The organism is Chryseobacterium sp. PvR013 (assembly GCF_017833095.1).
GTDB classification, from domain to species: domain Bacteria; phylum Bacteroidota; class Bacteroidia; order Flavobacteriales; family Weeksellaceae; genus Chryseobacterium; species Chryseobacterium culicis_A.
Window position 1 is genome coordinate 582,308 of the sequence record NZ_JAFIBT010000001.1, and the last position, 14,089, is coordinate 596,396.

A 14,089-nucleotide genomic window follows, 5' to 3' on the forward strand; every position below is an offset into this window, starting at 1 on the left:
GTTACCAAAAAATTATGAAGCGGGTTCGCCATGGGTAATGCCGTACTCCGTTTCAGAGATCATATAATCAACGACTTTTGTAAGATCGCCTGTTTCTTTAAAGATCTGAAGCTGCCTGTCTGCACCGGTTCCGTTTTCAAGAATTTTCCATGCATATTCCACTTCATGACGACATCCCAAATCGTCTACCACATCATCAATAAACTCTAAAAGTTCTTTCAATAAATGAGGATAAGGAACGGATTCTTCTTTTCCGAAATCGATCAGATGAGCTTCGATACCACTTTTGGAGGCCCGCCATTTATTTTCGTTCAGCAGCAATCTTCTATAGCTTCTGAAACTTAGGTTTTGCTGATGAAGTTTATAAATTTTAGCAACGAGACTCTGCATGATGGCAGCAAGACATACGGTTTCATCAATTCTTAAAGGCATATCGCAGATTCTGAATTCGATTGTTGGATAGAATGGATGTACACGTAAATCCCACCAGATTTTCTTGGCATTGTCGATGGTTCCCGTTTTTACCAGAAGATCTACATAACTGTCGAATTCTGCCAGAGAGTTAAAATAACTCGGGATACCGGTTCTCGGGAATTTTACAAAAATTTCCTGTCTGTAAGATTTAAAGCCTGTATATCTTCCAATCCAGAAAGGTGAATTGGTGGAAAGTGCATATACGTGAGGAAGAAAATAACGCATGACATTCTGAATTCTTACCCCTTCTTCGCGGTTGGGAATTCCAATATGAACATGCAGTCCGAAAATAAGATTTTCACGGGCTACATCTCCCATATCATCTACGATTTTTATATATCTTTCTCCCTGGGTGATATTGTTATCAGACCAGTGTGAAAAAGGGTGTGTGCCTCCTCCGGAAACACGAAGTCCCTGCTCATGGGCGATATTGATGAGATGACGCCTTAAATTTGTTAATTCTGCTCTGGCTTCCTGAATATTCTGACAAATTCCTGTTTCCATTTCAATCATGGATTCATGCATTTCATGTTTTAAATTTTCACTTAAAACCGCCTTGCCACCCTCAATGATTTTTGAAACGTGAGAAACCAGATCTCTGCTTTCCACATCGATGATCTGATATTCTTCTTCAATTCCAATAGTAAACTGATGCATTTTTTGTGTTTTTTTAATTCTTTTTCAATGTTATTTTATGGAATTTTTCACAAAGGTTCCCCAAGTAATATTAGGTTTCCCCGGAACATATTCTTTAGCTTTTTCAATAGCCAGTTTTGCGGCGTGCTCTATGATCCAGGCAAAATTTTCTTCTCCTACAGAATTTCGGTCTGCATCCGGAGCAGGGTTGCAGAAGTCAATGGCATAAGGAATACCGTCTCTTACAGCAAATTCTACCGTATTAAAATCATATCCAAGGGCCTCATTCATAGTAATGGTGTAATCATGAATGGTTTTCAATAGCTTTTCAAGTTCTTCACCTTGAGTCTGATGCGTAGTGGCATATCTCAGATGAGGGGCATTTCTGGGTTCATAAGGCATGATGTGAACATATTTCCTGCCCAGGCAATACACTCTGTAATAATCATCAAAGATGATTTCTTCCTGTACCATCATCACCAGCTGTTCTGTTTCCCCTAGTTTGTTCCAAAGATCATCCGGATTTTCTACTCTGTAAACGTTTTTCCAGCCACCTCCGTCATGAGGTTTCATATACGCAGGAAATCCTACATAATTGAATATATATTCCCAGTCATGAGGAAATTTCAGGTTTCTGAATGAAGTTTCAGATGTATTATCCGGTCTTTCATGAGACGGAAGCAGCACCGTTTTAGGAAGCGGAATGCCAAGTTTGGACATCAGGGCATTGTTGAAGAATTTCTCGTCAGCACTCCACCAAAAAGGATTGTTAATTACATAAGTGCCGTTAAGAGCTGCATTTTTCAGGTAAGCTCTGTAAAAGGGAACGTCCTGCGAAATTCTGTCGATGATCACTGCATAGCCATAATCTGCTCCCTGCTCCAGTTTGTCAATGTTAACGGGCTCAGCTATGATGTCTCCACCTCCCAGTTCATTTACTTTGTCTATCAATGCCCAGGGAAAAGTGTCTTCCATACCGAAAAGAATTCCTACTTTTTTTGTCATAATTTTTGTTTTTAAGGTGGGTGTTATTTTTTCTATTTGTTTTTTTATTGTTTTTAAGAGAAAAATGTTCCTATAAATGTAGGGAAGACCATTCTCCACAGCGGCCAGTCGTGGCCGATCCATTTTCTTTCATCATACCAGAATTCTATGCCTTTTACTCTCAGGATTTCAGCCATTTCAATATTTTTATCTTTGCATATATCCTGATCAGAAGTGCTGAGTACTATATGCATATGTTTGTATTTCCAGGCTTCGTCGTTTCTTATAAACTCTCTTGGACAGTTGAAGTAGACCAGATCATCAGAATAACCCTCCATAAAATTTCTTATGGTGAACGCTCCTGAAAGGCAAAACAGATGGGAAACCACATCGGGAAACCTGAAAGCAAAATTGGCGGCATGATACCCTCCAAAACTAGCTCCTGCAACAGCTACGCGATGGGTCTTGTGAAGCTTCTGTATGTAAGGAACAAATTCCTTGATCAGGAACTGTACATATCGTTCATAGTTTCTTATCCTTTGTTGAGGAGATATCTTATCATCATAAAAACTCCAGCTGTCGATGGTCTGTACATTGTAAAGTTTTACTTTTCCCTGTTCTATAAACCAGTTGATACTTCCGTTAAGATGAAAATCATGATTCTGGGTGTATTGTCCCTGGGAAGTTGGAAACATAATGATAGGATGGCCGTAATGCCCGGTCACTTCTACCTTGAGACTTGTTCCCAATATATTTGAATAATACTCTGTATGTTCTATGTGAGGCATTTTTCCTTGTTTGGTTTTAATATTGTGCTTTATCTACGAACCGATAATATGTTTTGCCATTTTCCAGAACTTATGCTCTCTAAATTACATTTTAGCATGGAATCTTCAGGCAGATTGTATATTATGAATTCAATAACATTTTGAATATCAATGTCACGCTTGATTCTTTAGGAACTCAATTTATTGCTTTTGGGGGGAAGGATGTTCAGCATATCTGCATGAATTATTTCGGCGGCTGAATCTAATCTGTCCTGTACAACGGAAGCATCTCCGGATTTATAAACAATTCCTACATGATAGTCTATCGGAAGGAATTTTACCACCTCTTCACACTCAAAACTGCTGTAGTTGGGTTCTTTATCTTTGATCAGGGCGACAATCAGTCCAGAGTAGTATCCTGTAGGCGGAGAAACACTGTAATCATTTCCTCTCAGAAGGGCATCTTCAATTTTGGCCCATTCTCTCCAGATATTAATGCTGCTTGAAGCTTCTACCAAATCTGGAATATGAGCACCGCCAACTCGTGATGAGGTTTCAAGGAAATACCATTTTCCATCTTCTTTCCCACGGATAAATTCTGTATGGGTGGCCCCGTTAATCAGTCCGAAATTGGAAAGAACTCTGGCATTTATTTCTTCCAGTGCTTTAAAATCTTCTGAGTATCTTCCTAAAGTTTTGGACCGGAATACTCCGCCTTCATGGGAAACCTGCATAGGAGGAGCCAGATATTTTGAAGCGGAAGTAAAGACAATTTTTTTATTAAAAGTAAGACTGTCTACATGATAAACGTCTCCGGGTTTAAAACTTTCCAGTAAGAAAAGATGACGTTCTTCTCCTAATGTTTCCAATGCCTCATACAGCTGCTCTTTGGAAGTTATTTTCTTGATTCCGGATGCAGAGGCTTCTGAACGGGGTTTCAGAACCCATGGTGCCGAAATACGGTCTGTAAATTCATCAACTTCGTTATCATTGAATATAGCTGTAAATTCAGGAACATTGATTCCGGAATCCTTCGCTTTTTGTCTCATGGCAAGCTTATCTCTGAAATAACGGTGTGTCGTTTGTCCCATTCCGGGAATACGGAAGGTTTCTCTGATCAATGCAGCTTTTTCTACATCATAATCATCTAAGGCTACCACAGCATCCACTTTTCTGGTTTTCATTAGGTGGGAAAACCCCTGGATCAGATGATCCAGATTCCAGACGGAAGGTTTTAGCTCAGGCATATAGAATACCTCATCAATAGCATGCCAAGGCCAGTTTTTTTCTTTGAGGTTTTCGGAGGTTACAAGGATGATTTTATTACCGAGCTTCTTCATTTCGTCCATAAAATCGTAGCCTTTGTAATAGCACGAAATACACACAATGATTTTCTTCTCCATATAATGTTTTTTAAGATTTAGTGAATTTTCAAAAATAAAAGCATTTATTTATTATTTTATTAATAGAAAAAAATAAAATATTGTATGGTTTTGAAAATCCACTAATCAATTATACAGAGTTTTTTTGTAAAAAACTAATTTTTAGTGATAATTTTCAATTAAATTCACAAGGAGTTGAACTCCAAAACCTGTTGCTGCTTTTTCTTTAGCATATCCTACACTTCCAAAGGCTACTCCGGCAATATCCAGATGCGCCCATTTAGGGTGATCTTCAATGAATTGCTCTAAGAATTTCGCGGCGATAATACAATCTCCTACAGGTTTTAGGGAGATGTTTTTCATGTCAGCTACATCAGACTGAATATCGTCTTTCCAGACATCCCATAAAGGAAGATTCCATACTCTCTGATGGGTTTGGTCTCCGGTTTTGATCAGGTTATTTTTTAACTCTTCATTATTGGAGAACATTGCGGCACAGGTATCTCCAAACATTCTTACAGAGCTTCCCGTTAAAGTAGCCAGGTCAATCAGGAAATCTGTTTTGTAGTTTTTGGAAAGGTAAGACAATCCGTCTGCAAGAATCAGTCTGCCTTCCGCATCGGTATCAAGCACTTCAATGGTTTTTCCGTTGTAGGCTGTGATGACATCACTTGGAAGCAGGGCTTTTTCAGAAACAGCATTATCGGTAATAGGAAGAACAGCGATGATGTTCACCGGAAGCTTCATTTCAGCAGCATAAATTAATGTTCCCAAAACAGCTGTAGCACCTCCCATATCGGATTTCATATAATGCAGGTTGGCAGAGCTTTTTATTGATATTCCTCCCGTATCAAACAGAATGCATTTTCCTACCAGACCGAAAGTTTTGGCATTTTTAACTGTAGTTTTATATTCCAGAATAGTGAAAGCTGCATCATAGGCACTTCCTTGATTAACGGAAAGATAAGCACCTAACCCAAGTTCTTCACATTTTTTTCTGTTGAATGCAGTGTATTTTAATTCATATTTTTTGGCCAGATTTTTAAGGTACGCACTTAAGATATCCGGTTTTTTAAGATTGGCTGGTTTGTTGAGCCAGTCCTGGCAGGCAGTCTGTCCGTTAACCAATGCTTCTGCTTTCTGGCTGATATGATCTAATTTTTTCTGACTTAAATTTTCAAAGTGTAATTCAAATTTAGCATTCCAGAAAGCATGTTTTTTATCAAAAGGGTAGTTGTAAGTTCCTATTAACAGCCCTTTTACAAATTCTTCGAACTGCTTTTCATTCAAGAAATCAGCGAGTGTTAACGTAGGAACGGTCTGAAGTTTTTCTTTCTGAGTCTGTGAAAACTTGGCCGCTACCTGCTGAATTTCGAAATTTTGTAAGGTAGATTTTCCTAATCCGATGAAATACGTAATTCCTTCTTCATGAGCATTCACAAAGACTTCATACTTCTTTCCTGTGAAAAAAGTGGAAATATTTTTATTGAAATTTTTACTCGTTTTCGTCCACTCTTCTTCTGTAAATAAGTGAAAAATCTGAGTGTAATTTTTGTTTTTTTTATTGATTAGTTTCATAAATAGATGTTATATTTTCTAAAATTCATATAGGCTGCTGTCTTCATTGTGTTCCTGTTCGGCAGAAAGTTTTCTACAGCGGTTTTAATATGTTTAGTTTTTAATGCTTTGCTGTTGTGGCTTTACTTCCACAGGATTTTCTGTATTGTCATAGAACAGCCATTCGATAGCCCTTGGAAACTCCTGCGACCAGTAAAATTCATTATGGGTACCTTCAGGATTGATATTGGTTTTAAATTCAAAATCAAACAACTTTTTCTCTTCCCATTTTTTCAGGTACTCTTCAAAAATATGAATCCTTTTGACCATTTTGGATCCTTCCTGACCTCCTCCATAAAGATAAATTTTTGTCTTAAAAGGAACCCGGAAATTCATCATAGGGAAGTTGTTATTCGGTTCTACCCAAAGAGAAGGAGAGAAGATTAATAGCTTAGAATAGACCTCAGGATATAGAAAACCACTATAGATGCTGATCAGTGCGCCTAATGAACTGCCTCCGATTCCCGTATTGTCACGGTCTTTTTTAGTCCTGTAATTTTCATCCACGAATGGTTTTAAAGTATCTGCAATAAAGCGGATGTATTTTTTTCCTTCAGAACCGTTAGCTACATGGTCATTATCAAAAATATATTCTTTAATTCTTTCCTCACTGCCATGCTCTATGGCGATGATAATAAGGTCACCACGCCCATATTCTGCAAGGATAGATAGTTTTTTGTCAATTTCCCAATTTCCGAAACCGCTTCCTTCATTGAATAAATTTTGTGCATCCTGAAGGTATAAAACAGGATATCGTTTATCAGTTGTATGATAATCGTAAGGAAGGAGAGCCCAGACTTTACGGTAACGGTCCAGCTGTGGAATATAAAAGTTTTCGGAAATTACTTCTGCAGTGGGGTAATATTCTTCTTTGAAGGGTCCCCAGTTTAATCTCCATTTTTCTACGGAATCAGAAGTTTTACCCGCCGATTTTTTTGCTTTCCGGTTGGGAGTGATATTTCCATATTGATCCAGTTCTACATTCTCCCATCCACCCTTTGTGAATTTGTACTCAATATCATCTGGAAGAGCCTGGTCATCAATTTCTATAAAATAATTGGCCTGATCAATTTTTTTAAGCTGAAAACCGTAATCTTTGGGATTCCAGCTGTTGAAATTTCCGGTGATAAATACCGGTCTGTCGTCTTTTTCTTCTGTATGAATTTCAAACCTCATCGTGTGTGTTTAATAAAATGTTGAGGTTAAATTTATAAAAAAGATTGTTTTGAAATCATAAAAATATGAGGTAAAAAATGATATATTTGATAGATAGACAAAACACGAAATGAAATTGACAATTATTTGATGAATAATTCATCGCTATTGTCAGTATTTTTCGTAGTTTCAAGAAAAATATAAATACCAACCAATCTTGATGAATTCTGTTAAGACCTACACGCTTTTTACCGATCATGATGTATATCTTTTCAAAGAAGGTAGGCATTATAAACTGTATGGTAAATTTGGAGCACATTCTGCAGAAAAAGATGGCGTAAAGGGAGTGTATTTTTCAGTTTGGGCACCCAATGCAAAAAAAGTTTCCGTGATCGGAAATTTTAATAACTGGAATCATAAAGATCATATTCTGTTTCCCCGATGGGATGAATCAGGGATTTGGGAAGGGTTTATTGAAGGATTAACCTGGGGAACATTATACAAATATGCTATTGAAACAGAAGGAGGCGAAATTCTGGAAAAAAGTGATCCCTATGCATTGAGCTGGGAACAAAATATTCAGGCAGCTTCTCTGGTTTCTACCACTTGGTATGAATGGAAGGATCAGGAATGGATGAACTCCCGTTGGGAAAGAAATAAGCTGGATGCTCCTATATCCGTATATGAACTGCACCTTGGTTCATGGGTCAGAGACGGTGATTATCCTGACCGTTTTCTGAACTACCGGGACATTGCTAAAAAGCTGGTGCCTTATATAAAAGAAATGGGATTTACCCATGTAGAATTTATGCCCGTAATGGAGTATCCTTACGAGCCAAGCTGGGGATATCAGATTACAGGATTTTATGCAGCAACTTCTCGCTTTGGTTCTCCACAGGATCTCATGTTTCTCATTGATGAACTTCATAACAATGAAATAGGTGTTATTCTGGATTGGGTTCCGTCCCATTTTCCGGGAGATGCTAACGGGCTTCACCGCTTTGACGGATCATACCTCTATGAACATGAAGATCCGAGAAAAGGATTTCATCCCGATTGGAAGTCACATATTTTCAATTACGGAAGAAACGAAGTCAAGTCTTTTCTGATTTCAAATGCCATGTTCTGGCTGGATCGTTATCATGCAGACGGATTACGCGTGGATGCGGTAACCTCAATGCTTCATTTAGACTATTCAAGAAATGAAGGCGAATGGGAGCCTAATATATATGGAACTAATGTAAATCTGGAAGCAAAAGCTTTTCTGCAGGAGTTCAATACAGCAGTTTACAAAGAATTTGGAAATAATATCATGACAATCGCAGAAGAAAGTTCAGATTTTCCTATGCTTACAAAACCTGTTCATGATGGTGGTGTAGGATTTGGAATGAAATGGATGATGGGCTGGATGCATGATACACTGGATTATTTCAAAGAAGACTTTCCAAACCGTAAATTCCATCACCATAAACTAACATTTGCTTCTATGTATATGTATAATGAAAATTATATGATGCCTTTGTCACACGATGAAGTCGTACACGGAAAAGCAAGTCTGATCTATAAAATGAAAGGCGATGAATGGCAGAAATTTGCCAATCTGCGGACCTTGTATGTATATATGTATACCCATCCAGGAGCCAAGCTGCTTTTTATGGGGGATGAATTCGGGCAGACCAGTGAGTGGAATTTTACCAAAAGCCTCGACTGGCATTTATTGAAATATCCTGTTCATAAAGGAATGCAGGAGATTGTTAAAGAACTTAATCACCTGTACAGGTCAGAAACAGCCTTTTATGAAAATCAGTTTGATAAGCATGGTTTTGAATGGGTAGAAGCAGACGATCTGGAAAACTCAGTATATGTATATTTAAGGAAAGGTAAAAAGAGAGATGATGTGATGATGGTTGCCTTAAACCTTGCCCCAAAAGTATTGGATTATAAAATCGGGATTCCTGCAGGCACACACTGGGAAGTTGTTTTAAGTTCCGATGATGAAATATTTAGCGGAAGCGGAGTAGAACCTGAAATATTGGAAGAGAAATATGAAGAATGGAGAGGGCATCCGAAGACAATGACGGTAAAGTTACCTCCATTGGCAGGAATTATTTTACGGCAGAAGAAAGATAAAAAGTATAAATTACATAGAATTAAACACAAGAGATAAAGAATGGTTGTTTATCATTTAAGTACAGAATGTTATCCTGTAGCAAAAGTAGGTGGCCTGGCAGATGTAGTCGGAGCGTTACCAAAGTATCAGAATAAAATAAAAGGAATAGAGGCAAAAGTAGTGATGCCTTATTACAATAAACCTTTTGTTCATGATCACGAATTCGATGTGGTTTTTGATGGGTTTATCCATCAGGGTACGAATATGCTGCAGGTTCAGGTGTTGAAAGAAAAGACCAATGTTTTGGGATTTGAACTCTATATGGTAAGAGTTCCCGGATTATTAGACCGGGATAATCCTTACGGCTATCAGGATGAGAGCTTCCAGTTTATGGCTTTTCAGCATGGAGTGCTCCATTGGTTGTGTGCGATGGAGATTCGTCCGGATGTACTGCACTGTCATGATTATCATACAGGATTAGTGCCTTTTATGGTAGAAAACTGTTCCGAATTCAGATTCTTAAAAGGCGTAAAAACAATAGGAACCATTCATAACGGAGAATATCAGGGAATGATGAGCTGGGGAATGGCCAATTATATGCCTTCTTTTGATCATTACAAATGGGGACTGATGGATTGGAACGGATTCATGAATCCTCTGGCAAGTATGATTAAATGTGCCGATGCTTTTACCACCGTTTCCGAAGGATATCTTGAAGAACTTTTCATCAGCTTCCGCGGACTGGAAAGTCTGGTTCGTCAGGAATTCGGAAAAGCATATGGAATCATCAACGGTATTGATACTGAAGTCTGGAATCCGGAAACCGATCCGATGCTGGATTTTAATTTTAACAGTAAAAATGCTGTTGCTCAGAAGAAAAAAAATAAAGAAAAACTCTGTAAGGAATATGGATTGAAACCCGAACTTCCTTTATTTGCTTTTATCGGAAGATTTGCCACGGAAAAAGGAGCAGACCTGCTGCCGGATGTTGTATGGCGAAGTATAAAGCAAAGCTATGGAGCTTTAAATATAATGATCCTGGGTTCAGGAAATACGTATATTGAAAATAAACTGAAAGAATACGACTATACATATACCAATTTTGCCCTGGATCTGGGATATAAAGAACATCTTTCCCATAAGATATATGCCTCGGCAGACTTTCTTCTGATGCCTTCCAGAGTAGAACCTTGCGGGCTGAATCAAATGTATTCCATGAGATACGGAACTGTGCCGGTGGTAAGATATACAGGAGGACTCAGAGATACTGTGGAAGATATTTCAACAGGAGGAGCGGGGCTTAACTTTACTTATCCCGGTGTAGATGATGTTGTACATGCGATGAACAGGGCAATGGCGATTTATAATCAAAAAGGGGTCATGGAAGATCTTATCCATGCCAACATGAATTTTGACTTTGCATGGGAGAAATCTGCAGAAAAATACATAGCTTTATATAATAGCTAAATATGAGAAAGTTTTTTTTCTTTCTACTCATCATAATGCTAATTTCTTCCTGTAAAAAAGAAGATGACGGACTTCGTAATGGCTATTTCTGGCTGTACGGATCCGGTCTTAAAGATAGGTATGGCGAAGAAGCAGCCTATGGTATTTCTGAGAAATGGAAAATAAAAACAGTGCATGCCGGAGGATGTATTATTAATGATGAATTGGAAAAAAAGATAAACAGAGCCAATAAAAAAACACTGGCTGCTATCACAAAGAAATATGGTAAAGGCTGGGAAGCAAAATATCATCAGGATTTAGAAAATTTTGTTATGAAAAGTGCAGATGTAATGGATGTTCTGATTGTAAACAAATTATTCAGGAGCAAGTTGAGAGACTATAACATTCCGATTGATGATGTGGATAAACAGGTTAAAGAACTGAATGATCAGGGAGAGTATGAAGTGGTAGTGATCAATTCAAATCTGAAATATGAAAATAAAGAATGCTTTAAATTAGCAGTAAATACTAAAAACAGAACCGTAAACTTAATAAAATAAAAAACGCAAGATATTTATGAATCGAAATGTAATCTCCATTGTTTTAGGAGGAGGCAGAGGGACAAGACTATTCCCGTTAACATATTCCAGATCAAAACCGGCTGTTCCTATCGCAGGAAAATACAGACTGGTTGATATTCCTATTTCAAACTGCCTGAATTCAGGACTAAATAAAATTCTGGTTTTAACGCAGTTTAATTCTGCTTCTCTCAATTCACATATTAAGAACTCTTATCATTTTGATATCTTCAGCAAAGGTTTCGTGGATATTCTCGCAGCCGAACAGAACGTGGAAAATGAAAGCTGGTACCAGGGAACTGCAGATGCGGTACGCCAGTCGATGAAACATCTTGAAAAATATGATTATGACTATATTCTTATTCTTTCAGGAGATCAGCTGTATCAAATGGATTTCAGGGAAATGCTCGACTTTCATATTGAAAACGGAGGCGATCTTACCATTGCTACCATTCCGGTGAATGCAAAAGATGCCACAGGTTTTGGGATCTTAAAATCCGACGACGAAGGAAATATTACCTCTTTCTATGAAAAGCCGGGTTATGATATGCTGGAAGGTATGAAATCTGAAGTTTCAGATGAAAATAAACACACCGGAAAAGAGTTTCTGGCTTCTATGGGAATCTATATTTTCACCAAAAATATCCTTAAAAAGATGTTTGATGAAGGAGCTGGTGATGATTTCGGAAAAGATATCATCCCAAGTTCTATTGGAAAATATAAGACATTAAGCTATCAGTATGAAGGCTACTGGACGGATATCGGAACCATAGAGTCATTCTACGAAGCGAATCTTGATCTTTGTCTGGATCTGCCACAGTTTAACCTTTTTTCTTCTTCTCCTATTTATACCAGAGCAAGGATGCTTCCGCCATCAAAAATCAACGGTTCCTATGTAAGTAAGGCTGTTTTTGGAGACGGATGTATTATCATGGCAGATAAAATTGAAAATTCCGTGATCGGAAACAGAACAAGAATTGATAAAGGAAGTACCATCGTAAACTCTTATGTCATGGGAGCTGATTTCTACCAAAACACAACGGAAATCGTCCTGAATGACAGAGGCGGCCGCCCTAATATGGGAATTGGAAAATACTGTTATATAGAAAAAGCAATCCTTGATAAAAACTGTTACATTGGTGACAATGTCAAAATCATAGGCGGAAAACATATTCCGGATGGAGATTATGGTACTTATTCCGTACAGGATGGGATTGTTGTTGTAAAGAAAGGAGCTGTGATTGCTCCGGGAACACATATTGGATAAGAAAAGCAAAGAATCAGAGAAAGATTTTCTGATTATGAGAATTTTTAACCAAAAAAGAAAAAAAAGAAACCTATTTAGGTTTCTTTTTTTTGCTAAGTATTTCTATTTGGAAAACAAAGTCAATGAGTATTCTAATTCAGGATCTTTTTGCTCTTTTAATGATTCTAAGAAAAAGCTGGTACTAACGGCATGATCAGGAATTACACCTGTACATTTGGCAACATTCTCTTTATCATTACTGTTAAAGAAGATTTCCGTTCTTGGAATAGAAATAACAGACTTGGTATTGGGTAGTCTGTAGGTAAGAAACCATGCGGCTGTAGTGAAATTGCTGCAAGAGCCGGTTTCCTTTCCTATAATTTTCCCTCTTTTTTCACTTTTAAATAACGATGCAAAATAAGTGGCTGCAGAGAAAGTACGGTTATTAATCAGTAAAATAATTTTCCCGTCAAAAAATATTCCGTCTCTCGGGTAACTTTTTATATATGTATTATCAAGCCTTGAGTTTCCAAAATAATAATCTCCTTTTTCTGCTTTGTCAAATCGCTGTCTCATGAAATTATTCTGATCCGCAATATCTTTATCAGAATAATAACGGCTGGTTTGAGGATCTACCAGATAATCTTTGTAATTGATGTCAACAACCTTAGTTCCGTACTGATATTCATTATTGAATGTTTTATCTTTAGCAATGAACGAATACAGCAAAGGGACATTGCTGATAGCTCCACCCGAATTATTACGGATGTCTATAATCAGTTTTTTAGCTTTCAGATCCTTCATTTCCTGGAAAAATTTCTTTAGCCTTTCATATAAAAAGCTTTCATCATAAGAAAAAGATTTTACAGACAAATAGTACGTTTCAGAATCAATGGAATAACCATAAATTCCATAGCTTTCTGAAATCAGATCAACAGGCAATACAGAATGCCTGCTTTCATAATAGTATCTCGGATACTTAATTCCTTTCACTTTTGCAGTTTTCTGTTCTCCTTTAAGTGTTTCGTATTTCAAGGTGAAATCATTGGTCTGGTTTTTTAAGACAAAAGGAATGTAAAAAGACATATCTACATCTTCCACTTTAATATTTCCGTCCGCAGCTTTAGGAACAGCCTTTAAAAGCTCTGAAGAACTTGTATTATTAATCTCAATAATCTCGCTTCCCACTTCAATAGCATAAGGGTTGGATCCATTCACAAATAGTTGGCCATTCTGTACATAAGTCTGCAGAGGAAAAAAATAAAGAGAACTTAGAATGTTTTCAAAATAATTGGAATCTGCACTGAAGGAACTGTGTCCGTCCCCAATGATTCTCGCAGGATTGTTCATAAGCAGGCTGATATAGCTTGGATCTTTTTTAACAATATTACGGAGAGAATCTATTTTTTTGTCAATAATTTCCTTGCTGTGGAATCTGTAAGGATTTGGATGCTGTTTCTGAATGATGTCAACTGCGATATCAAAGTCTTTCAGGTATCCATCCTGTGGGATTTCAGAAATTGAGTATTGGGAAAATACAACTGATGATAACAAAACCAATGGAAATGTACATAACTTCTTCATAAAAATAAAATTAAGGCGTTCCAAAAAACAATATGCATACCATACATACCACAGATTATTTGATATTAATCATTAAATCAATATTTTTTAATGCATTATTTTTTTTCAAA

At 37.3% G+C, this 14,089-nt stretch carries 11 protein-coding genes; 4 read left to right on the forward strand and 7 right to left on the reverse strand.

What is annotated here, in order from left to right; translation table 11 throughout:
* Positions 1-12: 12 nt before the first annotated feature.
* The 6 genes from JOE44_RS02695 to JOE44_RS02720 all read right to left on the reverse strand — a co-directional run bounded on the left by JOE44_RS02695 (position 13) and on the right by JOE44_RS02720 (position 7,036).
* Entirely contained in the window at positions 13-1,131 is a 1,119-nt protein-coding gene (locus tag JOE44_RS02695; RefSeq protein ID WP_047374342.1) for a carboxylate-amine ligase, read from the reverse strand.
* Between the two features lie 30 nt (positions 1,132-1,161).
* On the reverse strand, positions 1,162-2,115 hold the full coding sequence (locus tag JOE44_RS02700; RefSeq protein ID WP_209784231.1) for a hypothetical protein: 954 nt from the start codon (positions 2,113-2,115) through the stop codon (positions 1,162-1,164).
* A 53-nt stretch (positions 2,116-2,168) separates the two neighbouring features.
* The gene (locus tag JOE44_RS02705) at positions 2,169-2,882 is read right to left on the reverse strand and encodes an alpha/beta hydrolase-fold protein (protein WP_209784232.1); all 714 of its coding nucleotides are present in this window, start codon (positions 2,880-2,882) and stop codon (positions 2,169-2,171) included.
* A 167-nt stretch (positions 2,883-3,049) separates the two neighbouring features.
* Positions 3,050-4,264: an ATP-grasp domain-containing protein gene (locus JOE44_RS02710; RefSeq protein WP_209784233.1), complete on the reverse strand. Its 1,215-nt coding sequence runs from the start codon at positions 4,262-4,264 to the stop codon at positions 3,050-3,052.
* 141 nt (positions 4,265-4,405) lie between these two features.
* Positions 4,406-5,821: a leucyl aminopeptidase family protein gene (locus JOE44_RS02715; RefSeq protein ID WP_209784234.1), complete on the reverse strand. Its 1,416-nt coding sequence runs from the start codon at positions 5,819-5,821 to the stop codon at positions 4,406-4,408.
* A 93-nt stretch (positions 5,822-5,914) separates the two neighbouring features.
* Complete coding sequence (locus tag JOE44_RS02720; RefSeq protein WP_209784235.1) at positions 5,915-7,036, reverse strand: alpha/beta hydrolase-fold protein; 1,122 nt, start codon at positions 7,034-7,036, stop codon at positions 5,915-5,917.
* A gap of 199 nt (positions 7,037-7,235) precedes the next feature.
* On the opposite strand from JOE44_RS02720, the gene glgB reads away from it, so the two are divergent.
* The 4 genes from glgB to JOE44_RS02740 are packed head-to-tail and all read left to right on the forward strand — an operon-like array spanning position 7,236 to position 12,416.
* The gene (gene glgB / locus JOE44_RS02725) at positions 7,236-9,182 is read left to right on the forward strand and encodes a 1,4-alpha-glucan branching protein GlgB (protein WP_209784236.1); all 1,947 of its coding nucleotides are present in this window, start codon (positions 7,236-7,238) and stop codon (positions 9,180-9,182) included.
* Positions 9,183-9,185: 3 nt separating this feature from the next.
* The gene (locus JOE44_RS02730; RefSeq protein ID WP_209784237.1) at positions 9,186-10,592 is read left to right on the forward strand and encodes a glycogen/starch synthase; all 1,407 of its coding nucleotides are present in this window, start codon (positions 9,186-9,188) and stop codon (positions 10,590-10,592) included.
* 2 nt (positions 10,593-10,594) lie between these two features.
* Positions 10,595-11,131: a hypothetical protein gene (locus JOE44_RS02735; protein ID WP_209784238.1), complete on the forward strand. Its 537-nt coding sequence runs from the start codon at positions 10,595-10,597 to the stop codon at positions 11,129-11,131.
* A gap of 16 nt (positions 11,132-11,147) precedes the next feature.
* Positions 11,148-12,416 carry a glucose-1-phosphate adenylyltransferase gene (locus JOE44_RS02740; RefSeq protein ID WP_209784239.1) on the forward strand — a complete coding sequence of 423 codons (1,269 nt, stop codon included), beginning with the start codon at positions 11,148-11,150 and terminating at the stop codon, positions 12,414-12,416.
* 102 nt (positions 12,417-12,518) lie between these two features.
* Here the strand turns inward: JOE44_RS02740 and JOE44_RS02745 are convergent, their stop codons facing one another.
* The gene (locus JOE44_RS02745; protein WP_209784240.1) at positions 12,519-13,979 is read right to left on the reverse strand and encodes a S41 family peptidase; all 1,461 of its coding nucleotides are present in this window, start codon (positions 13,977-13,979) and stop codon (positions 12,519-12,521) included.
* Positions 13,980-14,089 lie beyond the last annotated feature (110 nt).